General features: G+C 59.4%; 22 protein-coding genes and 1 pseudogene. 11 read left to right on the forward strand and 12 right to left on the reverse strand.

All coding sequences use genetic code 11. The annotated features are described in order from the left end of the window. Positions 1-55 precede the first annotated feature (55 nt). The 6 genes from P6U16_RS13835 to P6U16_RS13860 all read left to right on the forward strand — a co-directional run bounded on the left by P6U16_RS13835 (position 56) and on the right by P6U16_RS13860 (position 5796). Positions 56-442: a DUF4345 domain-containing protein gene (locus tag P6U16_RS13835; RefSeq protein WP_277701050.1), complete on the forward strand. Its 387-nt coding sequence runs from the start codon at positions 56-58 to the stop codon at positions 440-442. A gap of 262 nt (positions 443-704) precedes the next feature. Continuing rightward, the gene (locus P6U16_RS13840; protein WP_277701051.1) at positions 705-1271 is read left to right on the forward strand and encodes a F0F1 ATP synthase subunit delta; all 567 of its coding nucleotides are present in this window, start codon (positions 705-707) and stop codon (positions 1269-1271) included. Then, the gene (gene atpA, locus P6U16_RS13845; RefSeq protein WP_277701052.1) at positions 1271-2800 is read left to right on the forward strand and encodes a F0F1 ATP synthase subunit alpha; all 1530 of its coding nucleotides are present in this window, start codon (positions 1271-1273) and stop codon (positions 2798-2800) included. Before P6U16_RS13840 ends, atpA begins: the two co-directional genes overlap by 1 nt. Before the next feature lie 33 nt (positions 2801-2833). After that, the gene (locus tag P6U16_RS13850) at positions 2834-3712 is read left to right on the forward strand and encodes a F0F1 ATP synthase subunit gamma (protein ID WP_277701053.1); all 879 of its coding nucleotides are present in this window, start codon (positions 2834-2836) and stop codon (positions 3710-3712) included. A gap of 24 nt (positions 3713-3736) precedes the next feature. Next, on the forward strand, positions 3737-5260 hold the full coding sequence (atpD, locus tag P6U16_RS13855; protein ID WP_277701054.1) for a F0F1 ATP synthase subunit beta: 1524 nt from the start codon (positions 3737-3739) through the stop codon (positions 5258-5260). A 131-nt stretch (positions 5261-5391) separates the two neighbouring features. Continuing rightward, entirely contained in the window at positions 5392-5796 is a 405-nt protein-coding gene (locus P6U16_RS13860; RefSeq protein ID WP_277701055.1) for a F0F1 ATP synthase subunit epsilon, read from the forward strand. Positions 5797-5998: 202 nt separating this feature from the next. Here P6U16_RS13860 and P6U16_RS13865 read toward each other — a convergent pair whose 3' ends face one another. After that, positions 5999-7102 carry a saccharopine dehydrogenase family protein gene (locus P6U16_RS13865; RefSeq protein WP_277701056.1) on the reverse strand — a complete coding sequence of 368 codons (1104 nt, stop codon included), beginning with the start codon at positions 7100-7102 and terminating at the stop codon, positions 5999-6001. Positions 7103-7229: 127 nt separating this feature from the next. Between P6U16_RS13865 and P6U16_RS13870 the strand changes: the two genes are divergently transcribed. Then, positions 7230-7661, forward strand: coding sequence for an Lrp/AsnC family transcriptional regulator (locus tag P6U16_RS13870; protein ID WP_277701057.1), 432 nt, complete (start codon positions 7230-7232; stop codon positions 7659-7661). A 61-nt stretch (positions 7662-7722) separates the two neighbouring features. Here P6U16_RS13870 and P6U16_RS13875 read toward each other — a convergent pair whose 3' ends face one another. From P6U16_RS13875 to P6U16_RS13925, 11 genes are all read right to left on the reverse strand, one after another. Beyond that, positions 7723-8613 carry a DUF6030 family protein gene (locus tag P6U16_RS13875; protein WP_277701058.1) on the reverse strand — a complete coding sequence of 297 codons (891 nt, stop codon included), beginning with the start codon at positions 8611-8613 and terminating at the stop codon, positions 7723-7725. A 203-nt stretch (positions 8614-8816) separates the two neighbouring features. Next, a complete protein-coding gene (locus tag P6U16_RS13880; RefSeq protein ID WP_277701059.1) occupies positions 8817-9617 on the reverse strand; it encodes a potassium channel family protein in 801 nt (266 codons plus the stop codon). Between the two features lie 163 nt (positions 9618-9780). Next, the gene (locus tag P6U16_RS13885; protein WP_277701060.1) at positions 9781-10254 is read right to left on the reverse strand and encodes a hypothetical protein; all 474 of its coding nucleotides are present in this window, start codon (positions 10252-10254) and stop codon (positions 9781-9783) included. 182 nt (positions 10255-10436) lie between these two features. After that, positions 10437-12155 (reverse strand): ABC transporter substrate-binding protein, encoded by a 1719-nt coding sequence (locus P6U16_RS13890; RefSeq protein WP_277701061.1) that lies wholly within the window; start codon positions 12153-12155, stop codon positions 10437-10439. An 82-nt stretch (positions 12156-12237) separates the two neighbouring features. Continuing rightward, the gene (locus P6U16_RS13895; RefSeq protein ID WP_277701062.1) at positions 12238-12657 is read right to left on the reverse strand and encodes a DUF2160 domain-containing protein; all 420 of its coding nucleotides are present in this window, start codon (positions 12655-12657) and stop codon (positions 12238-12240) included. Then, on the reverse strand, positions 12657-13496 hold the full coding sequence (locus P6U16_RS13900) for a carbohydrate ABC transporter permease (protein ID WP_277701063.1): 840 nt from the start codon (positions 13494-13496) through the stop codon (positions 12657-12659). The genes P6U16_RS13895 and P6U16_RS13900 overlap by 1 nt, the downstream gene beginning before the upstream one ends. Before the next feature lie 21 nt (positions 13497-13517). Continuing rightward, positions 13518-14384, reverse strand: a complete 867-nt coding sequence (locus P6U16_RS13905) for a sugar ABC transporter permease (protein WP_277701064.1) — start codon at positions 14382-14384, stop codon at positions 13518-13520. A gap of 4 nt (positions 14385-14388) precedes the next feature. Next, positions 14389-15459 (reverse strand): ABC transporter ATP-binding protein, encoded by a 1071-nt coding sequence (locus P6U16_RS13910; protein WP_277701065.1) that lies wholly within the window; start codon positions 15457-15459, stop codon positions 14389-14391. Between the two features lie 11 nt (positions 15460-15470). Beyond that, a complete protein-coding gene (locus P6U16_RS13915) occupies positions 15471-16553 on the reverse strand; it encodes an ABC transporter ATP-binding protein (protein WP_277701066.1) in 1083 nt (360 codons plus the stop codon). A 46-nt stretch (positions 16554-16599) separates the two neighbouring features. After that, positions 16600-18117: a glycerol-3-phosphate dehydrogenase gene (gene glpD, locus P6U16_RS13920; protein ID WP_277701067.1), complete on the reverse strand. Its 1518-nt coding sequence runs from the start codon at positions 18115-18117 to the stop codon at positions 16600-16602. Positions 18118-18242: 125 nt separating this feature from the next. Next, on the reverse strand, positions 18243-19013 hold the full coding sequence (locus P6U16_RS13925; RefSeq protein ID WP_277701068.1) for a DeoR/GlpR family DNA-binding transcription regulator: 771 nt from the start codon (positions 19011-19013) through the stop codon (positions 18243-18245). A 169-nt stretch (positions 19014-19182) separates the two neighbouring features. Here P6U16_RS13925 and P6U16_RS13930 point away from each other — a divergent pair, with 169 nt between their 5' ends. The 4 genes and pseudogenes from P6U16_RS13930 to P6U16_RS13945 all read left to right on the forward strand — a co-directional run bounded on the left by P6U16_RS13930 (position 19183) and on the right by P6U16_RS13945 (position 23100). After that, complete coding sequence (locus tag P6U16_RS13930) at positions 19183-19953, forward strand: SDR family oxidoreductase (RefSeq protein WP_277701069.1); 771 nt, start codon at positions 19183-19185, stop codon at positions 19951-19953. Further along, complete coding sequence (locus P6U16_RS13935; RefSeq protein WP_277701070.1) at positions 19950-20852, forward strand: LysR family transcriptional regulator; 903 nt, start codon at positions 19950-19952, stop codon at positions 20850-20852. The genes P6U16_RS13930 and P6U16_RS13935 overlap by 4 nt, the downstream gene beginning before the upstream one ends. A 216-nt stretch (positions 20853-21068) precedes the next feature. Further along, the gene (locus tag P6U16_RS13940; RefSeq protein ID WP_277701071.1) at positions 21069-21548 is read left to right on the forward strand and encodes a formate dehydrogenase subunit gamma; all 480 of its coding nucleotides are present in this window, start codon (positions 21069-21071) and stop codon (positions 21546-21548) included. Beyond that, positions 21545-23100 (forward strand): annotated as a pseudogene (locus P6U16_RS13945) (NADH-quinone oxidoreductase subunit NuoF). Before P6U16_RS13940 ends, P6U16_RS13945 begins: the two are co-directional and overlap by 4 nt.

The following is a 23100-nucleotide window of genomic DNA, read 5'->3' on the forward strand; positions in this document are numbered from 1 at the left end:
CCTTTCATCAGGACTTGCGCTAGATCAGTTCAAGTGCGCGAACGGGAGACAGGCCATGGAGTTCTACATTCCGACGGAGACGGGAGAGTTCCTGGCGTTCTGTGCGGCGGCGGTCACAGCCCTGCTTGGGCTTGTGTTCCTGTTTGCCCCCGGTCTTGCCTTTCGCGCGCTCGGTATCGATCTGCGCGAAGGCCGGCGTGGCGGGTATGCCGAGGCCCGGTCCACCATGGGCGGCTTCCATCTGGGCGTGGGTCTGGCGGCCCTGCTGCTCGCCCAGCCGATGGTCTATCTGGCGCTCGGTGCCGCCTTTGCGCTTGCCGCTTTCGGGCGCATTCTGTCGATGCTTTCAGATGGCGGCAACACGCTGCTCAACTGGTTTTTCATCGGCGTTCAGATCACGCTTTCCGCCCTGCCGCTGGCCTATGTTTTCGGCTTCATCTAAAGGCCCGAAAACTGTGGGCAGAGACCGCAGGTGACACCAAAAACCTCATTTTCGGCAAAATTTAGCCGAAGGATGCGTTCTTATGGCGCATTCGTGCTGTTCGCGTGTTGCGAGTCCAGATATCCTATGCTAGACGAACCGCGACTTGTGGGGGAAACAGGCCGCCCGGCTTGTATTACCTTTAAAATATAGCAACAAATTCAAGATGTTGGGTTTACGGTTCTCCGCAGACATCGCCCTTGGATTAAAATGAGAGAAGCTTGTGCCCGTGGCAGACACATCCCAGCTTATTTCCGGTGTTGCAGAAAGGTACGCGTCTTCGCTTTTCGATCTCGCACTTGAAGCGGGCTCGGTGGAGAGCGTAGGGTCTGATCTGGATACGTTCCAGCGCATGATCGATGACAGTGCCGATCTGAAGCGTCTCATCGTTAGCCCGGTCTTTTCCGCCGACGACCAGTTCAAGGCCATTTCCGCGATCATCGCGAAGGCCGGAATGTCGGGTCTGGTCGGAAACTTCCTGAAGGTTGTTGCGCGCAATCGCCGCCTGTTTGCGGTTCCCGGCATCGTCAAGTCCTACCGCGCAACTGCGGCCCGTCATCGGGGTGAAATTTCTGCCGAGGTTACCTCGGCCCATGCGCTGTCAGCAGCGCAGGAAACTGAATTGAAGGCGGCGCTCAAGAGCGTCACCGGCAAAGACGTGACGGTTGCCGTCACTGTCGATCCGTCTATTCTCGGTGGTTTGATCGTCAAGGTCGGGTCCCGCCAGATTGACACTTCCCTTCGCACAAAGCTCTCGAGCCTTAAGCTTGCACTGAAAGAGGTCGGCTGATGGATATCCGCGCCGCGGAAATTTCCGCAATTCTTAAAGATCAAATCAAAAATTTCGGCCAGGAGGCAGAAATCTCCGAAGTCGGCCAGGTGCTTTCCGTCGGTGACGGTATTGCCCGCGTCTACGGTCTGGACAACGTCCAGGCCGGCGAGATGGTTGAATTCCCGGGTGGAATTCGTGGCATGGCGCTGAACCTTGAAGCCGACAACGTCGGTGTGGTTATCTTCGGTGCCGACCGTGGCATCAAGGAAGGCGACACCGTCAAGCGGACCGGTGCCATCGTGGATGTTCCGGTTGGTCCGGAACTGCTCGGCCGCGTCGTTGACGCGCTTGGCAACCCGATTGACGGCAAGGGCCCGATCAATGCTACGCGCCGTTCGCGCGTTGACGTCAAGGCTCCGGGCATCATCCCGCGCAAGTCGGTTCATGAGCCGATGTCGACCGGCCTCAAGGCCATCGATGCTCTGATCCCTGTTGGCCGCGGCCAGCGCGAGCTGGTCATCGGCGACCGCCAGACCGGCAAGACCGCGATCATTCTCGACACGATCCTCAACCAGAAGGCCATTCACGACAATGGCCCGGATGCTGAAAAGCTGTATTGCGTCTATGTCGCCATCGGCCAGAAGCGTTCGACGGTTGCCCAGTTCGTCAAGGTGCTCGAAGAGCGCGGCGCACTGAAGTATTCCATCATCGTTGCTGCGACGGCGTCCGACCCGGCTCCGATGCAGTATCTCGCGCCGTTCGCCGGTTGCGCGATGGGTGAATATTTCCGCGATAACGGCATGCACGCCCTTATCGGCTATGACGATCTGTCGAAGCAGGCTGTTTCCTATCGCCAGATGTCGCTTCTGCTGCGCCGCCCGCCGGGCCGCGAAGCCTATCCGGGCGACGTTTTCTATCTGCATTCGCGTCTCCTCGAGCGCGCTGCAAAGCTCTCCGACGCCAATGGCGCTGGCTCGCTGACGGCTCTGCCGGTCATCGAAACGCAGGGCAACGACGTTTCGGCGTTCATCCCGACCAACGTGATCTCGATCACCGACGGCCAGATCTTCCTTGAAACCGACCTGTTCTACCAGGGCATCCGCCCGGCGGTGAACGTCGGTCTGTCGGTTTCCCGCGTGGGTTCCGCCGCTCAGGTCAAGGCGATGAAGCAGGTTGCAGGTTCGATCAAGGGCGAGCTTGCCCAGTATCGCGAAATGGCCGCCTTTGCCCAGTTCGGTTCGGACCTTGACGCTGCAACGCAGCGCCTGCTGAACCGCGGAGCACGCCTGACCGAACTTCTGAAGCAGCCGCAGTTCTCGCCGCTGAAGACGGAAGAGCAGGTCGCCGTGATCTTCGCCGGCGTCAATGGCTATCTCGACAAGGTTGCGGTCAACAAGATCGGTGCCTTCGAACAGGGTCTGCTTTCGTACATGCGTTCGGAAGGTAAGGACATTCTCGAAGCTATCCGCAAGGACAAGGCCATCAGCGACGACGTCAAGGGCAAGCTCAAGGCTGCCATCGACACGTTTGCGAAATCCTTCGCCTGATCGGGTTCCATTTAGGACTAGGACGGATAACGGATGCCTTCACTAAAGGATCTGAAAAACAGGATCGCCTCCGTCAAGGCGACGCAGAAGATCACCAAGGCGATGAAAATGGTCGCCGCGGCGAAGCTTCGGCGTGCGCAGGAGGCGGCCGAGGCGGCTCGGCCATATTCCCAGCGGATGAGTGCTGTTCTGTCGAACATCGCTCAGGCTGTGGGTGCGGACGACAGCGCGCCTCGCCTGATGACGGGCACTGGCCGCGATCAGACGCATCTTCTGGTCGTTTGCACGGCGGAGCGTGGCCTTTGCGGCGGTTTCAACAGCCAGATCGCCCGTTTTGCCCGTGACCACGTGCGCAAGCTCTTGGTCGAAGGCAAGACGGTCAAGATCGTCTGCGTCGGCAAGAAGGGTTTCGATATCCTGCGTCGCGAATTCGCTTCGCTGATCATCGATCGTGTCGACCTGCGGGAAGTGAAGAAGATCGGCTTTGAAAATGCCGACCAGATCGGCAAGAAGATCATCGGCCTGTTCGAAAAGGGCGAGTTCGATGTCTGCACGCTGTTCTACTCCGAATTCAAGTCGGTGATTAGTCAGGTGCCAACAGCGCTTCAACTGGTTCCGGCAGCCGTTTCGACGGATGCAGCGGATGCTGGTGCAGCGGCGATTTATGAATATGAGCCAGATGCGGGCGAGATCCTCAGCGATCTCATCCCGCGCAACATTTCGGTGCAGGTTTTCCGGGCTCTGCTCGAAAATGTTGCCGGTGAAATGGGTGCCAAGATGAGCGCGATGGACAACGCCACGCGCAATGCCGGTGAGATGATCAACAAGCTGACGCTGTCCTACAACCGCCAGCGTCAGGCTCAGATCACCAAGGAACTCATTGAAATCATTTCGGGCGCGGAAGCGCTCTAAGGTTACGGAAAGAGGGTAAGAATCATGGCTAAGGCAGCTACCCCCACAGATACCGCAGCGGTCAAGAAGCCGGCTGCAACGAAGAAGGCAGCTACCGTCAAGGCTCCGGCTGCCGTTATGACAGCAACCGGTGCAGTCGGCCGCGTCACACAGGTCATCGGCGCCGTCGTTGACGTCTCCTTCGACGAAGGTCAGCTGCCGCTGATCCTCAACGCGCTGGAAACCGACAACAACGGCAACCGCCTGGTTCTCGAAGTGGCCCAGCATCTCGGCGAGAACGCGGTTCGCACGATCGCCATGGACTCGACAGAAGGTCTTGTTCGCGGTCAGCCGGTCACGGATACAGGCGCTCCGATCACCGTTCCGGTTGGTCTGGAAACGCTCGGCCGCATCATGAACGTCATCGGCGAGCCGGTTGACGAAGCGGGTCCGTTGATCACCTCGGGCAAGCGCTCGATCCACCAGGAAGCACCGTCCTACGTCGAGCAGTCGACGGAAGCACAGATCCTCGTCACCGGCATTAAGGTCGTTGACCTTCTGGCTCCTTACGCCAAGGGCGGCAAGATCGGCCTGTTCGGCGGCGCCGGCGTCGGCAAGACCGTTCTCATCATGGAACTGATCAACAACGTCGCGAAGGCCCATGGTGGTTATTCGGTGTTCGCAGGCGTGGGTGAGCGTACCCGCGAAGGCAACGACCTTTACCACGAAATGATCGAATCCGGCGTGAACAAGCACGGCGGCGGCGAAGGCTCCAAGGCTGCTCTCGTTTACGGCCAGATGAACGAGCCTCCGGGCGCCCGCGCGCGCGTCGCCCTCACGGGTCTGACGATCGCCGAACAGTTCCGCGACGAAGGCCAGGACGTGCTGTTCTTCGTGGACAACATCTTCCGGTTCACCCAGGCAGGTTCCGAAGTGTCTGCTCTTCTCGGCCGTATTCCTTCGGCCGTTGGTTATCAGCCGACGCTGGCCACCGACATGGGCCAGATGCAGGAACGCATCACCACGACGACCAAGGGTTCGATCACGTCCGTTCAGGCCATTTACGTTCCCGCCGACGACTTGACCGACCCGGCGCCGGCAACCTCGTTCGCCCACCTGGACGCAACGACGGTTCTGTCGCGCTCGATCGCCGAAAAGGGTATCTACCCGGCCGTTGACCCGCTCGACTCGACCTCGCGCATGCTCGACCCGATGGTTGTCGGCGAAGAACACTATGAAGTGTCGCGCCGCGTCCAGACGACCCTGCAACGCTACAAGTCGCTCCAGGACATCATCGCCATCCTGGGCATGGACGAACTGTCGGAAGAAGACAAGGTTGCAGTGGCCCGCGCCCGCAAGATCGAACGCTTCCTGTCGCAGCCGTTCTTCGTTGCCGAAGTCTTCACCGGTTCGCCGGGCAAGCTCGTTGCGCTCGAAGACACGATCAAGGGCTTCAAGGGCTTGGTCAACGGCGAATACGACCATCTTCCGGAAGCCGCCTTCTACATGGTCGGCTCCATCGAGGAAGCCGTCGAGAAGGCAAAGCGCCTGGCTGCCGAAGCTGCGTAATTTGACTTTGATCACGGGCGCACGGCGCCCGTGATCGTCAAGCGTTGCAATGAAACTGCTGTTTGTGTTGCATCGAATGGACTTATCTGCCGGCGTCTTCAGGCCGGCGGCGCCAAAAGAAGCGAATGATCATGGCTGATTTCAATTTTGAACTCGTTTCTCCGGAACGTCTCCTGCTCTCCGAGCGGGTCACCGAAGTCGTTATTCCGGCCGCCGAAGGCGAGATGACCGTCATGGCCAATCACGCGCCGACGATGACCACGATCAAGCCGGGTGTAGTTACCGTCAAGGCGACCGATGGCAAGGTGACACGCTACGTCGTGTTTGGCGGCTTTGCCGATATCCTGCCGACAGGTTGCACCCTGCTGGCCGAATCGGCCGTGCCGGTTGGTGAACTCAGCCGTGCCGCGATCGAAAAGCGTATTGAGATCGCCCGTGCCGAACTTGAAAATGCGAGCGCGGATGAACACAAGACCGGTATCGAGCAGTTCATTGCCTCGATGACTGCGCTGAACGGCATTGTCGTCGCCGCGTAAGCGGCCTGACGTTTCGGACAAAACCCGCTTCGGCGGGTTTTTTTGTGCCTGGTTTTGGGAGAGGCTCCAGTCGGACAGGGGTGGCCTTTCTCCGGCGGGCTGGCATGAATACAATGTTGATGAGACGAAACCGCCCGGAACGTGAAGGTCCCGGGCGCCGCGGTGGATGGTCTTGATCTTGTTGCCGGCGTTTCCCCGCAGGTCAGCTTGCCATTTTTTCCGCGTTTGACTTTTGTTCGTAGTGATGGCCGAAGCGGCTGGCGAGGAAGGCATCGAGGCGAATTTCCTCCTGACGGACGAAGCCCCTGGCCGGCAGTTCGCTATGGGCCAGCATATCGAGCACGGCGCAGATGCTGGCGGCGGTGGTGATCTGGATGGCGCTCAGCATGCGACCGGCGATTACGCTGCTGTAGACCTTGTTTGCATAGGTTTCTTGCACCAGGCGGCCTTCTCTACGGCCGGAAACGGTAACGAAGATGATGACCACGTCCTGTGTTGTCGAGGGCAGGGCGTTCTCGAGAATATCCTTGAGAACGTCGCGGCGATGGCGCAAGCCAAGGTCGTTGAGCAGCGCCTTCATGATCGCGGCATGGCCGGGATAGCGGATCGTGCGATAGTTCAGCGTGCGAACCTTGCCCTTCAGCGTCTCGCAGAGCGTGCCAAGGCCGCCGGACGTGTTGAAGGCTTCGTAGGTAACACCGTCGAGCGAGAACTCCTCGCGCTCCTCCAGCGCCGGGACCTCGATCAGATGGCCTTCGACGATGGCCTCGCAGGGCTCGATATATTCGTTGATGACGCCGTCCGTGCTCCAAGTCAGATTGTAGTTCAGCGCATTCGACGGATATTGCGGCAGGGCGCCGACGCGCATGCGCACGCTGTCGAGCGTATCGAAGCGGCTGGCGAGGTCATTGGCAACGATCGAGATGAAGCCCGGGGCAAGGCCGCATTGGGGAATGAAGGCCGTTTCTGCCTGCTCCGCGATCGCCTTGACGCGGCGCGTCGATTCGACGTCTTCCGTCAGATCGAGATAGTGAACTCTGGCCGCGGCGGCAGCTTCGGCAATGGCGATCGTCAGGTGGAACGGGGCAGCGCTCAGCACGGCAAACTTGCCCGTCAGCAGGGTAACCAGAGCGTTATGGTCGCCGATGTCGATCTCGGCGACGGAGATGGCGTCATGCTTCTCGATCTGGTCGAGTTGCTCCTTGCTGCGGTCTGCGACAGTGACGCTGTAGTCCCCGGAATGCGCGAGCAAGCGGGCAATGGTCGATCCGATCTTGCCGGCGCCGATGACGACGATGTTCTTCATTTTTGTTCCCCTCAGGTCATGTCACTATGATTACCGTGAGTGTCTCGCCATTTTCGGTTGATTTGAAGCGTTGATGTGACGAATATGACGTCAGACTTTTAGCGGTTTGACGGAAAGATTTTGCGAAATGACGTTGGTAGACAAGGATAGGCAGCTTATTTCGCTTTTGAGCGAAAATGCCCGCATGCCGACAGCCATGATTGCACGCCGTCTCGGCCTTTCCCGCACGACAGTGCAGACCAAGATAGAGCGTCTGGAGCGTGACGGTGTCATCACCGGCTACGGCGTGCGGCTGTCGGATGATTTCGAAAGAGGCATTGTCAGGGCGCATCTGCTGATCACGCTGGCGCCAAAGGCGCTTGGCCGGGTGACCCCTGCGCTGGATGCGATCCGCGAGGTGCAGACGGTGCATTCCGTCAGCGGCAGCTTCGACCTGATCACCATCGTGGCGGCAGCGTCGATCAGCGAGCTGGACCTGATCATTGACCGGATCGGCGAAATTGACGGCGTCGAGCGAACGTTGTCATCAATTATCCTATCGACCCGCATCGATCGCTGAACGGCGCGGCTACAAGCGCGAAAAATCAGATCCGACAGACCCTGCCGGTCGGTTCGTGCTGTCAGTCCGTTTTTTCGGAGCTGTCTTCTGTGGGCAGGGCGATCTCGCCCGGCACGGCGCCTTCTCCCGGAATGATGCCGCCGGACAGGGGATCGGCGGCGCCGTCCGGCAAGGGGAACCATTTCGAGCGATCGAAATAGCGTGCCTCCAGTATCTGCTTGCGGCGGTCAACAATTTGGCTGGCGAGGAAGTTATAGCGGGGTGTCTCGCTAAACTCCTTCTTGAGCTGAATGCGGCTGCCGAAATTGCGGATGTCGAAATCCTCAAGCGCGCGAATTTTCGTCAGGATCTCGTCGCTATTGTCCCAGCGCACCTGGCGCAGGAAGATCGTCGCCGCTTCGCCGCCAAGACGGGCGACTGCATCGCGGTCAGCCGGATGCTCGATGTTCATCTTGACGCGGAACGAGGTGACCCTGTTTTCGCTGTCGCCCTTGATCGCGATGAACACGGAAGAGGCCACAGTCTCGTCATTGGCGATCTTCGGCAGGCTGTTCAATGACGAGCATTCCCAGCTATCCTTGTTGGCAATGCTCACTGTCCAGTTCAGATCTGTGAAGCCGCCACTGCGCAGGCGCTCGCAGAGGGTTTGCGGATCGCTCTGGATCAGGCGGACGAAACGCTGTTCTTCAGCATTGAAATCGGAAAATGCGTGTGCCGGCAGGGCCATCAAGGGAGCCGGTAAGGGATCGCGGCGCGATCCAAACGGCGATTTCCGCTCGATCGATCGCGGCACGGACGGCGAAATTTGCGGATAGCCGGCATAGTCCAGCAAGAGTTTCAGGTTGCGGCGATCATTGGCCAGGAGCACCGTTGCAAAAATCGCAGCAAAGACCGTCAGCACCGCTAGCAGAAAGAAGATCGTTCCCGACCGGTTTTCCCGCTTCTGCTCCATTCCGAAATCCGAACTCCACAGCGTGTCGCCGCATCAGCCGGCCTGACGATGCTTGTACGCCGATATCAACACCCAAACCAGAGCCATCGACTAAACCAGACTCGGGAAAAGCCCAAAACAGGAGGAACCAATCCCCGTAGTCGGGGGCGTCCTTCGCGCTAGGCCCTGCCCGATAAGTAGGCCGTTCAGGGTGGCTGGTCTACTTAAGATCCTTCGTCGGGAATGTTCAGGATATGGCCGCAGGCCTTACAGTGCACGGCGTCCGTATCGTGCCGTTGCAGGGCGCATTGCGGGCAGGGATGCACGACCTTGTAGGGCCGCACCACCGCCTGGGCGAGACGGACGAATAGTGAAATGCCAAAAATCATGGTGACGATCGAGGTAATCTTCCCGAGCGTGCCGGGCAGCGTCACATCGCCGAAACCGGTAGTCGTCACCGTTGCCACGGTGAAATACAGCGCGTCGATGAAATTGCCGATCTTCGGCTCGCGGCCGTAAAAGGTCGTATAGACGAAACCAGTGACAAGGAAGAGGAACGTCAAGAGATTGACGCAGGCCTGAACGACGTCCTCCACGCGGCCATAGCCGGCTCTCAGCAAAAGCAGCTTCAACAGCTTGCTCTGGCCCAGCGCCCAGACGCGCAGGAAACGGAGGAAGGCAAAACTCGACAGCAAAGTGGGAAACAGCAGCGTTGCAAGAATGACGACATCGACCCAGGTCATGCCTCGCCCCAACCAATAGCGCAGGTTCGGGGCTATCAATGCACGGGCGGCAAGTTCGAAGGCGATCAAGAGGGCGATGCTGTAATCGATGAAGAGAAAGACATTGCCTCTGCCAATATGCGGTGAAGCGATGAAGAAGCCGATGATGGCGATATCGAGCAGCGCCATCCCGATCTGGAAGCGGATGGCGCCGGGATTGCTGCCGAAGTAAAGGGAACGCAGGTGGCGGCGAAGGCGCTCTATCCTCGTATTCGTGTCCGCTGTGTCATCATGGCTGGTCATTCAAACCGGATAGGGCCACAGAACCATTGGGTCAAGCATCCCGATGAAAGGGGTTGGGCGGCTTCCTCCTCTCGGCAATATGTGACCCGCCCGAGAAGGCCGGAGGTTGTTGCCTCCCGGGAGACGTCTATCGTCGTATCCGTTCTGAACGCAGGTGATCGGGTCACTGTGGAATTACGTCGTGTTGTGCAAGAATCTGGCGTTGGCCCGGCTCGTCCCAAAAGACCAGCATGTATTTGCCGACATGGACCATTTTCCATTCTTCGTTGTGGATATAGGTGGCACTGACAACCGTGCGGTAACGTCTGCCGTCGACTCCAAGAAGGCGGTAGATGCAATCGTACTTTGGAAATGCGCTTCTGCGGTGAAAGAATTTGGATCTGGATTTCCGGTGACACTCGATCTCATCGATTGTCGTCGCCTTGCCTGTTTTAAGGCGTTCGATCGTTCCATCATCACCAATAGCGCTTATGGCTTGGCCGTGATCAAAGCCCCATCGAAGAAACCGCTCGGCGTCATCGCGGGACGGGGTGCGATCCCCGATGCCGAAATACCAGACCGCGGCGACAAAGGCGCAGGCGACAACGGTCCACACGTTGAAAAACGAACGTTTGCTCCTGGCGCTCGGTAAGGACATTGATCTTCGCGCTTCCGGCTACTGCATGCTTCCTGAACAGGAACCGGTTCAAGGGAGGATTTTGCGGCGGATTGAAAGCGTTACAGCGCCGCGCATCATATTTGACGCGCGGCGCTGTAACCTCACTTTCCGAAAGCATAGCAGACGTGGCGGCGGGCCGCCACGTCCGTCCATTTCGGTCTTTATTTCTGCCAGCTCTTGACCAGTTCGTCGTAGTTGACGGTCAGGGCCTTTTCTTTTTCGTTCTCGATCTTCAACTGCGGAGCGAGGTTGCCGGCCTTGACGGCTTCCGCGTTCCAGTAGGCCAGATCATGCTCTTCGGCGAGTGCCGGGCCAATCTCGCCCTGGATGCCGGAGCGCTCGATGCGCGACATGACCTTTTCCTGCTCGGCGCACAGCGAGTCCATGGCTTCCTGCGCGGTTTTCGCACCCGAGGATGCGTCGCCGATCGCCTGCCACCAGAGCTGAGCCAGCTTCGGATAATCAGGAACGTTGGTACCGGTCGGCGACCACTGGATACGGGCCGGCGAACGATAGAACTCTACCAGACCGCCAAGATCCTTGGCACGATCGGTGAAGCTCTTGTCCTGGATCGACGATTCGCGGGCGAAGGTCAGGCCAACCTGGCTCTTCTTCACGTCCACGGTCTTCGAAGTCACGAACTGAGCATAGAGCCATGCGGCCTTTGCGCGATCTTCCGGGGTCGACTTCATCAAGGTCCAGGCACCCACGTCCTGATAACCGAGCTTCATGCCGTCCTTCCAGTAGACGCCGTGCGGCGAGGGAGCCATGCGCCACTTCGGCGTGCCATCCTCGTTGACAACAGGCAGGCCCGGCTTGACCGAGTCAGCCGTGAACGCCGTGTACCAGAAGATCTGCTGGGCAACGTTGCCCTGGGCCGGAACCGGACCGGCTTCGCCGAAGGTCATGCCCTGTGCTTCCGGCGGTGCATAGGCCTTCAACCAGTCGAGATACTTCTGGATCGAATAGACCGATGCCGGGCCGTTGGTGTCACCACCGCGGGCGACGCAAGAGCCAACCGGCTGGGACTTTTCGTTGACCTTGATGCCCCATTCGTCGACGGGCAGGCCGTTCGGGATGCCCTTGTCGCCGTTGCCGGCCATCGACAGCCAGGCGTCGGTGAAGCGCCAGCCGAGCGAGGGGTCCTTCTTGCCGTAGTCCATGTGACCATAGACCTTCTTGCCGTCGATTTCGCGACCGGTGAAGAATTCGGCGATGTCTTCATATGCCGACCAGTTGACGGGAACGCCGAGGTCATAGCCATACTTCGCCTTGAAGTCAGCCTTGTTCTTTTCGTCGTTGAACCAGTCATAGCGGAACCAGTAGAGGTTCGCGAACTGCTGGTCGGGAAGCTGGTAGAGCTTCTTGTCCGGTGCAGTCGTGAACGACGTGCCGATGAAGTCGGCAATGTCGAGGCCCGGATTGGTGACGTCCTTGCCTTCATTGGCCATCCAGTCGGTCAGGTTGCGAACCTGCTGGTAGCGCCAATGGGTGCCGATCAGATCGCTATCGTTGACATAGGCGTCGTAGATGTTCTCGCCGGTCTGCATCTGGGTCTGCAGCTTTTCAACCACGTCACCTTCGCCGATCAGGTCGTGCGTGACCTTGATGCCCGTGATCGCGGCAAAAGCTGCGGCGAGCGTCTTGGATTCATATTCATGCGTGGTCAGGGTTTCGGAAGCGACCTTGATCTCCATGCCGGCAAAAGGCTTTGCCGCATCGATGAACCACTGCATTTCGGCTTCTTGAGCAGCGCGATCAAGCGTCGAAACGGTGATTTCCGTATCGAGGAAGGTTTTGGCCTCGTCCATGCCCGCGAATGCGGCCCCGGTAAAGCCCAGCAGCATCGCTGCCGTTGTTGTTAGTAAGTGCGTTCGCATTGTAGTCCTCCCTTAAAGGTTTGCGATTGCAGTTTCGGATGCCCTGGAAACCTCCCCGGCCACCCGTTTCAGTAATCTTGTCTCAGACCAGCTTGAACACGCCGACGGCGTAGACGAAGGAAAGAGCAAGAGCCCACCACACGTTGGGACCGACAAGTCCCAGCCATGCGAGATGAATGAAAGCGCTGCCAAGCAGCGAAACGAAGAGCCGGTCGCCGCGCGTCGTCTCGAAGCGCAGGATGCCGACGCGCGGATTTCCGCCGGGGCTGGCATATTCCCAGACGGCCATCAGCGACAGGAGCGCGAAGATCGTCAGGAAGAACATGGCGCCCGGAAAGGACCAGGCCATCCAGCCGCCGGCGATGAGCGGCGCGAACCAGTCGCGCACCCCATCCTTGACCGGCAGGGTCATGACCAAGAGGCCGGTGGCGATGGCGTAGATGGCAATCACAACAGCTAGCGCCAAAGGCCAGCGGTTTTTGCGTTGCGACAAAGCGGCCATTACACCCTCCCCAGGGCAAAGCCCTTGGCGATATAGTTGCGGACGAAATAGATGACGATTGCGCCCGGAATGATGGTGAGCACGCCGGCCGCTGCCAGTACGCCCCAGTCCATGCCCGATGCCGAGACCGTGCGCGTCATGATGGCGGCGATCGGCTTGGCGTCGGTGGTCGTCAGCGTGCGGGCAATCAAAAGCTCGACCCATGAGAACATGAAGCAGAAGAAGGCGGCGACACCGATGCCGGATGCGATCAGCGGGATATAGATGCGCACGAAGAAGCGCGGGAACGAATAACCGTCGATATAGGCGGTCTCGTCGATCTCCTTTGGCACGCCCGACATGAAGCCTTCAAGGATCCAGACCGCCAGAGGCACGTTGAACAGGCAGTGCGCCAGGGCAACCGCGATATGCGTGTCGATCAGGCCGAAGGCCGAGTAGAGCTGGAAGAACGGCAGCGCGAAAACGGCCGGCGGCGCCATGCGGTTGGTGAGCAGCCAGAAGAACAGGTGCTTGTCGCCAAGAAACCGGTAGCGCGAGAAGGCGTAAGCAGCAGGCAGTGCCACCGAGACCGAGATGATCGTGTTGAGAACGACGTAGATGATCGAGTTGATATAGCCCTTGTACCAGGACGGATCGGTGAAGATCACGGCATAGTTCCGGAGCGTCGGCGAGTGCGGATAAAGCGAGAAGGCGCCGGTGATTTCGGTGTTCGTCTTGAAGCTCATGTTCACCAGCCAGTAGATCGGCAGGAGCAGGAAGAGGATATAAATCGTCGGCACGAGCCAGGAGAGCCTGAGGCCGGGGGATGCCGGTGATGAAGATTGGGTCGCTGTGGTCATTGTCTTGTCCTCCCTCCGCCGTCAGTTCTGCGCATCGCTGTTGGTCATCACGGTGTAGAAGATCCATGACAGCAACAGGATGATCAGGAAGTAGATGAGCGAGAGTGCCGCTGCCGGACCAAGGTCGAACTGGCCGATGGCCGTCTTGACGAGATCGATCGACAGGAATGTCGTTGCATTGCCCGGCCCGCCGCCGGTGATGACGAAGGGCTCGGTGTAGATCATGAATGAGTCCATGAAGCGCAGCAGGAAAGCGATGAGCAGCACGCGCTTCATCTTCGGCAGCTGGATATAGCGGAACACGGCCCAGCGGGACGCGCCGTCGATCTTGGCCGCCTGGTAATAGGCATCCGGAATAGAGGCGAGGCCGGCATAGCAGAGCAGGACGACGAGGCTTGTCCAGTGCCAGATGTCCATGACGATCAGCGTCACCCAGGCATCGAAGACATTGTTGACGTAGTTATATTCGATCCCGAGGGCCGCCATGGTGTAGCCGAGCAGGCCGATATCGACGCGGCCGAAGACTTGCCAGATGGTGCCGACGACGTTCCACGGAATCAGCAGCGGCAGGGCCATGAGCACGAGGCAGACCGGCACGCCGAGCCCCTTCTTCGGCATGTTGAGCGCGATCAGGATTCCGAGCGGAATCTCGATGGCGAGGATAATGCCCGAAAACAGCAGGTTGCGCTGGAGCGCATCCCAGAAACGGTCGGATTGCAGCACATCGGTAAACCAGCTCGTGCCGGCCCAGAAGAATTCATTGTTGCCGAACGTATCCTGCACCGAATAGTTGACGACGGTCATCAGTGGGATCACGGCCGAGAAGGCGACAAGCACCAGCACCGGCAGAACCATGAACCAGGCTTTGTTGTTCCAGGTCTTTTGCATGTCTTCAGCCCTCCGCGCCGACGCGCCAGCTATCGGCGTAGATGTTGATGGCGGCCGGATCGAAGGTCACCCGCGGCTCGGACGGGATTTCCCCGTCCTCGTGCACGACGATGGCCATAGGCCGGTTGGCGAATTGTGCGCGGACGATCTTCTGGCGACCGATATCCTCGACCTTGGAGATCGTCACCGGCATGCCCTCGCGGCCAAGCTTGATGAATTCCGGGCGAATACCGAGCTCGGTCTTTGCGCCTGCTGGAATTTTCGGCGCGAACGACAAGGCGATTTTCTGGCCGTCGAGATCGACCGATGATCCATCGATCCTGGCCGGCAGCACGTTCATGCCCGGCGAGCCGATGAAATAGCCGACGAAGGTATGGCTCGGGCGTTCGAACAGCTCCGCCGGCGTACCGATCTGCACGATTTCACCGTCATACATGACGACGACCTTGTCGGCGAAGGTCAGAGCTTCGGTCTGGTCATGGGTGACATAGACCATGGTGAAGCCGAACTGCTTGTGCAGGCGCTTCAGCTGCGAGCGCAGCACCCATTTCATATGCGGATCGATCACGGTCAGCGGTTCGTCGAACAGGATGGCGCTGACGTCGGAGCGGACGAGGCCGCGGCCGAGCGAAATCTTCTGCTTCTGGTCGGCGGTCAGGCCTTGCGCCTTCTTTTTCGCCCAGTCGGACAGGCCGATCATTTCGATGATCTCGCGCACGCGGCGATCAACCTCGGGCTCGGCAACCTTGCGATTGCGCAGCGGGAAGGCGAGGTTGTCGTAAACCGTCATGGTGTCGTAGATGACCGGGAACTGGAACACCTGCGCGATGTTGCGGTCCTGCGTCGATAGGTTGGTCACATCCTTGCCGTCGAACAGGATCTTGCCTTCCGACGGCTGTAGCAGGCCGGAAATGATGTTGAGCAGCGTGGTCTTGCCGCAGCCGGAAGGGCCGAGCAGCGCATAGGCGCCGCCGTCGTTCCATTCGTGATGGACTTCCTTCAGCGAATAGTCGGCGGGCGATTTAGGGTTGGGGCCGTAGGCGTGGCGGATGTGGTCGAGATTGATGCGTGCCATGGTCTATCTCCTCACGCCGTCTGGCCGGCGGTGCCGGCAATCGCCCGCCCGTCGGTTCCGAATGCCATCAGATGGCGCGTGTCGATGAAAAGCTCGACTGCCGTGTCCGCTTCGATGTCGTGGATGCCATGTTCGAGCATGACCCAGCGCGAGCCGGAGCAATCAACGTGGATGAAGCTTTCCGAGCCGGCGATTTCCGAGATGATGATCTTGGCCGGCAAGGTCGCCGCCGTCTCATGCGATCGCTTCAGCGACAGGTGATGTGGCTGGAAGGCGACCGTGCAGGGGCCATCGGCAATGCTTGCGAGATGTGCCGGGACCGGAAGCACGGTTGCGCCATCGCGTTGGAAGGCGGCACCGGCCTTCACCAGTTCAATCGTGTTCAGCGGCGGATCGGCGAAAGTCTTTGCGGTGACCAGATCGCTCGGGCGACGGTAAACGTCGATGGTCGTGCCGAACTGGCTGATGCGGCCCTGATTCAAGGTTGCGGTGTGGCCGCCAAGAAGCAGTGCTTCTCCCGGCTCGGTGGTCGCATAGACGAAGATCGAGCCCGATGCCGCAAACAGCTTCGGCAGTTCCTCGCGCAACTCCTCGCGCAGTTTGTAGTCGAGATTGGCGAGCGGCTCGTCGAGCAGGACCAGGCTGGCATTCTTGACGATGGCGCGGGCAAGCGCGGTCCGCTGCTGCTGGCCGCCGGACAGGTTGAGCGGCGTGCGATCCAGAAAGGGCGTGAGCCGCATCAGGTCTGCTGCCTTACGAACCTCGCGGTCAATCGTCGCCTTGTCCTTGCCGGCGATACGCATCGGCGAGGCTATGTTCTCATAGACCGTCATGGCGGGATAGTTGATGAATTGCTGGTAGACCATCGCGACGCTGCGATCCTGAACGCGCACCCCGGTCACGTCCTTGCCGTCGAAATGCACGGAGCCCGTCGTCGGCTTGTCGAGACCGGCCATCAGCCGCATCAGCGACGTCTTGCCTGACAGCGTCGGGCCCAGCAGCACATTGAGCGAGCCCCGCTCCAGCACAAGATTGGTCGGGTGAATATGCGTATCCGCACCCACAACCTTGGTTATGTTTTTCAGTTCAAGCATTCCGAAAGCTTCCTCCGAGCCATGGGCAGAACATTTCGCACATCGCTCAAGCGACGTTGCGTATCGTCTCCCGCATGTAGTCCTCCAGACCGTCGGCTTCTGCCGCGGTTAATTTCAATCCGAGCTTGGTCCGGCGCCACAGCACGTCCTCTGCATGCCGCGCCCATTCCCTTTCCACCAGCCACTGAACCTCGACCTCATAAAGATCGGCGCCGAAATGCCGGCCGAGATCCGTTGCCGCTGTGGCGTTTCCAAGGAGCGATGTCGCGGCTGTGCCGTAGAGTCGAACGAGCCGGCGGGCGTGGCGATCGATGAGAAAGGCGTAGCGGCTCTTGAGTTTCGCCACTTCTGCCTCGTAGCCGGTCGCCGGAAAGTCCCCGCCCGGTAGCTTGCTTTTTGCCGTCCATGGCGCACCCTTTGCGCCGATCGCTTCGGCGATCTTTTCCAGCGCATGTTCGCCAAGCCGGCGATAGGTGGTCAGTTTGCCGCCGAAGACATTGAGCAGCGGTGCCTCACCCTCACCACCCTCGACCTTCAGCACATAATCGCGCGTGGCTTCCTGTGCCTTCGATGCGCCATCGTCAAACAGCGGGCGCGCGCCGGAATAGGTCCAGACGATATCGTCGCGCGTTACCGGTTCGGCGAAATATTCGCTGGCCGCATCGCAGAGATAGGTGATTTCACCCTCGGTGATGCGGATATTCTTCGGGTCGTCGGTATAGTCGCGGTCCGTGGTGCCGATCAGCGTGTAATCGGTCTCGTAGGGAATGGCGAAAATGATGCGGCCATCCGGGTTCTGGAAGAAATAGGCGCGCGGATCGTCAAACTTTTTCTTCACGACGATGTGGCTGCCCTGAACCAGCCGTACGTTATGAACCTGGTTCTTTCCGAATGTATTGGAGAGCACCATATCGACCCAGGGGCCGGCGGCATTGATCAGCATGCGCGCCCGGAAGGTCTGCATTGCGCCTGTCGTCTTGTCCTGAACCTCGATCTTCCAAAGCCCGTTTTCGCGGCGCGCCGAGGTGACGCGGCTGCGGCTCATGATCGTCGCACCCCGGTCGGCGGCGTCGCGGGCATTGAGCACGACCATGCGCGCATCATCCACCCAGCCGTCGGAATATTCGAAAGCCTTGGTGAACAGCGACTTCAGTGGCTTTGCGGCCGGATCGCGGCGCATGTCAAGTGTGCGGGTCGCCGGCAGAAGCTTGCGTCCGCCGATATGATCGTAAAGGAAAAGGCCAAGGCGGATAAGCCAGGCCGGCCGAATGCCACCCTTGTGGAACGGCAGCACGAAGCGCATCGGCCAGATGATGTGGGGCGCCATCGCCCAGAGCACTTCACGCTCCATCAGCGATTCGCGGACCAGCCGGAATTCGTAATGCTCGAGATAACGCAGGCCGCCATGAATGAGCTTTGTTGCGCCTGAAGACGTGCCGGAGGCAAAATCATTCATCTCCGCAAGCGCCACAGAATAACCACGTCCGACAGCGTCGCGCGCAATGCCGCATCCATTGATGCCGCCACCGATCACGAAAATGTCGTGTGGATTATGTTCAGGCACTGCATCCCCTCCAGGAACTTTTCGCATCGCACCATTTTGCGCATATGCGAAAGCAAAATTAGTTAAAGCGAAAATCTTTCGAATGTCAAACGAATGTTTAGAGAAATTCCGCCCTGCAGGATGGTTCAGGATGTGACGGCGGTCTCGATCAGGCGAACATCCTGCTCCAGACAGATATTCCGCACGTTTTCGATGGGGCAACGATCGGTAATGAAGGTATGCACCTGCGAGATATGACCGATTCGAACCGGTGCTGTGCGTTCGAATTTCGTGGAATCCGAAACCAGAATGACATGGCGCGCATTGGCGATGATGGCCTGCGCGACCTTCACTTCGCGATAGTCGAAATCCAGCAGTGCGCCGTCCTCGTCAATCGCCGAGGCGCCGATGACGGCGTAATCGACCTTGAACTGGCGAATGAAATCCACCGCCGCCTCACCGACGATACCGCCATCGGCGCCGCGCACCACACCGCCGGCAATGACGACCTCAATCGAGGGAAAGATCCGCAAACGATTGGCGACATTGATGTTATTGGTGATGACCATCAATTCCTTGTGGTCGAGCAGCGCCTCGCCAACGGCTTCCGTCGTGGTGCCGATATTGATGAACAGGGAGGAATTGTCGGGGATGAGCGCGGCGGCAGCCTGGCCGATCGTCTGTTTCTCGATCGCGGCAATCGAGCGGCGGGCTTCGTATTTGACATTCTCGTTGCCGCTCGGAAACAGCGCCCCGCCATGGATTCGGGTCAGCACGCGCCCGTCACACAGGTCGTTGAGATCCTTGCGGATGGTCTGCGGCGTTACTGAAAAGCGAGCCGCCAACTCATCCACGAGCACGCGGCCCTCCGATTTGGCAAGTTCCAGGATTTCCGCCTGCCGTCCCGTCAGATACATGGATGCCTCCCAGCATTTTCGTTTTTTCACAATATGCAAAAACGAAAGCAGCGCAAATTCATAAACGCATTCGAATCGCGAAGAAGCGAATGCAAATCAGGCGACGTCCTTGCCGTTGCAATTGCCGGCGGTATGCGAGAGCCTGTCTTTTCACCTGGGGAGGTTTCAGATGTTTCACCCGTCTCTGTTCAAGGGAAGCAATGTTGTCGTCACCGGTGCCGGTCGCGGCATCGGGCTAGAGGTGGCCCGGCAGTTCCTGGACTGCGGCGCCAGGGTGTTTCTGCATGGCGGTCGTGCACCGGTGGATGAGATGCCGGAATTCCTGGATGCGGCCATGACCGAAGGCCGGGCCTTTGTTGCCTATGCGGATTTTCTGGTGCCCGGTGGCGTCGATGCACTCGTCGGTGAAATCCGGTCGCGGTTCGATGGTGTCGATGTGCTGGTCAACAATGCCGGCACCATGGTCGGCCGTTTTCCCGCGGGAGAGCTCACCGACGCGCAATATGAAACAGTGGTACAATTGAACCAGACCGCTGTCGTCCAGGCGACGCGCGCACTGCTGCCCTTGCTGCGCAAGGGAACGCATGCCGCGATCGTCAATACTGTGTCGATCTCGGCGCTGACCGGCGGCAGCCCCGGCTCGGCGATCTATTCGGCATCGAAGGCCTTCGTCTCGACCTATTCCAAGGCACTGGCCCGCGAGCTGGCGCCGGAGAGCATCCGCGTCAATTGTGTTTCGCCGGGCACCATCACCACCGAATTCCACGAGCGCTATTCTTCGCCGGAAAAACTCGAGGGAACACGCAAGACCATCCCGTTGCAGCGTCTCGGTACGGCGGAAGACTGCGCGCCGGCCTACCTCTTCCTCGCGTCGAATGCGCTGTCCGGCTATATCACGGGGCAGGTGCTGGAAGTGAATGGCGGGCAGCTGATCGTATGATCGACAAGCTGGAGTTCTTCATTGCGCTGGCGCGGGAGCGGCATTTCGGCCGGGCGGCGGAAGAATGCGGTATCACCCAACCGACGCTTTCGGCCGCCATTCGCCAGCTTGAAGACCAGCTCGGCGTCATGCTCGTCAGCCGTGGCTCCCGATTTCAGGGCCTGACGCCGGAGGGGCAGCGCGTGCTCGAATGGGCGCGCCGTATCGTCGGTGATGCCCGCACCATGCGCGAGGAAATGCGGGCCGCCCGCACCGGTCTATCCGGCCATATCCGGCTGGCGGCGATCCCCACGACATTGGCTATGGTGCCGATGATCACCGCACCCTTTCAGGAGAAACATCCTGACGTCACCTTTTCGGTTCTGTCCACGACCTCTCTGAAAATCCTCAGCCTTCTCGAAAATCTCGAGATCGATGCGGGGCTCACCTACCTCGAGAACGAGCCGCTCGGCCGCGTCACCAGCGTGCCGCTGCAGGTCGAGCGTTATCACCTGGTCACGGCGGCCGGTAACGAGCTGGCCGATCGCAAAAGCGTGACTTGGAAAGAGGTCGGCAACGTTCGGCTTTGTCTATTGACGGCAGATATGCAGAACCGGCGCATCATCAACCAGCATTTTGCGGAGGCCGGCGTCACCGTTTCGCCAACACTGGAATCGAACTCGATGATCGTGCTGTTTTCCCATGTGCGCACCGGGCGCTGGGCCAGCATCATGCCGCATAATGTCGCGAAATCCTTTGGATTTCATGAGGATATCCGCGCCATTCCGATCATCGAACCGGATGCGAAGCACACGGTCGGGCTTGTCGCAACACATCGCGAACCGTTTACTCCACTCGTCTCCGCACTTCTTCACGAAGCCCGGATTCTTGCAGAAGCCAATGCCGTGAAGGTGCCTTGATAGATTTTTTCTATCAAGCGACGAATGTGCTGTATTGACCCTGCCTGCCATGACTGCAAAGCTGGTTGAAGTGTAGAAGATCGGGACTTGCCGGTCTGCTGGTTTCGACTGGCGGCAGAGGTTCTGGAGGAGCACTGCTTTCGGTCAGGGAGTGTTTTCGGCGCAGAATGTCCATCGCCTATGGGGTGGCTTTGTGTCGAATCGGGAGATCTGAACATGAATTTGCATTTTGCGAGCCCGGATGTCGGCGCGCGTACCCTCGAAATCGTCAACGAGATGAAGGCGCTCGAAGGTCCGCTGCTGCCGATCCTGCACGAGGTTCAGGCCGAGTTTGGTTATATCCCGCAGGAAGCGCTGCCGGTCATCGCCCGGGCGCTCAATCTTTCGCGGGCCGAGGTCCATGGTGTCGTCACATTTTATCATGACTATCGCGACCACCCGACCGGACGCCATGTGCTGAAGCTCTGTCGCGCCGAGGCCTGCCAGTCGATGGGCGGTATGGCTCTTGAGGACAAAGTCAAGAAACTCCTTGGTATCGACTTTCACCAGACGACGCTTGACGGTGCGGTAACGCTGGAGCCGGTCTATTGTCTCGGGCTCTGTTCCACCGCACCCGCCGCCATGCTGGATGGCGAGGTGCACGGAAGACTGGACGATACCGCAATTGCCGAACTGGTAGCGGGAGTGCGCCTATGACCGTGAAGATCTATATTCCCCGCGACGCGGCTTCGCTTGCTGTCGGCGCCGAAAAAGTCGCCAAGGCATTCCATGCCGAAATCGCTTCCCGTGGACTGGATGTGCAGGTGATCCGCAACGGTTCGCGCGGTCTGCTGTGGTTGGAGCCAATGGTCGAGGTCGAAACGGCCGAGGGTCGCGTGGCATACGGCTTGGTGAAGCCATCCGATGTCGCGTCCCTGCTTGATGCGGGCCTGACGTCCGGCGGTGCCCATCCGCTCTGTCTCGGCAAGACCGAAGAATTGCCCTTCCTGAAAAGCCAGACGCGACTGACCTTTGCCCGTTGCGGCATCATCGACCCGCTGTCGCTTGAGGATTACAAGGCGCATGGCGGTCTGAAAGGCTTGAAAAAGCTGCCGCCATGGCGCCGGCCGAGATTGTTGCGCAGGTAACCGATAGCGGGCTTCGCGGCCGTGGCGGCGCCGGCTTCCCGACAGGCATCAAGTGGAAGACCGTTCTCGATACGGCTGGCGATCGGAAATATATCGTCTGCAATGCTGACGAGGGAGACTCAGGCACTTTTGCCGACCGGATGATCATGGAGGGCGATCCCTTCGTTCTGATCGAGGGCATGGTGATTGCAGGCATCGCCACCGGTGCGCGCAAGGGCTTTGTCTATCTGCGCTCGGAATATCCGCATGCGATTGCCACGATGACCGAGGCTGTCGAGATTGCCCGCAAGGCCGGAATTCTCGGTGTCTCGGTTCTCGGCTCGGCCCATGCCTTCGACATGGAAATCCGCACCGGTGCCGGCGCCTATGTCTGCGGCGAGGAAACGGCACTTCTGAACAGCCTGGAAGGCAAGCGCGGCATCGTGCGCGCCAAGCCGCCTTTGCCGGCGCACAAGGGTCTGTTCAACTGTCCGACAGTGATCAACAACGTCATCTCGCTCGCTTCCGTGCCTGTTATCATGGATCGCGGTGCGGCCTTCTACAAGGATTTCGGCATGGGCCGCTCGCGCGGCACGATCCCGATCCAGATCGCCGGCAACGTCAAACACGGCGGTCTCTACGAGACGGCCTTCGGCCTTACGCTTGGCGAGATCATCGATACGATCGGCGGCGGCACGGCGACGGGTCGTCCGGTGAAAGCCGTGCAGGTCGGTGGACCCTTGGGCGCTTACTTCCCGCGCGCACTGTTCGATACGCCGTTTGATTACGAAGCCTTTGCGGCAAAAGACGGACTGATCGGCCATGCCGGCATCGTGGTCTTTGACGACACGGCGGACATGCTGAAGCAAGCCCGTTTCGCCATGGAATTCTGCGCGATCGAATCTTGCGGTAAGTGCACGCCTTGCCGCATCGGCTCGACGCGTGGTGTCGAAACGGCTGACAAGATCGCCATGGGCATCGAGCCCGAGAAGAACAAGGCGCTCCTGACTGACCTCTGCAACACCATGAAGTTCGGTTCTCTCTGCGCGCTCGGTGGCTTCACGCCCTATCCTGTCATGAGCGCCATGAACCATTTCCCGGACGATTTCCGTCCGACCCCTCTTGTCGAAGCTGCGGAGTGA

Origin of the sequence: Rhizobium sp. 32-5/1 (assembly GCF_029537235.1) — a bacterium.
GTDB lineage: Bacteria > Pseudomonadota > Alphaproteobacteria > Rhizobiales > Rhizobiaceae > Pararhizobium.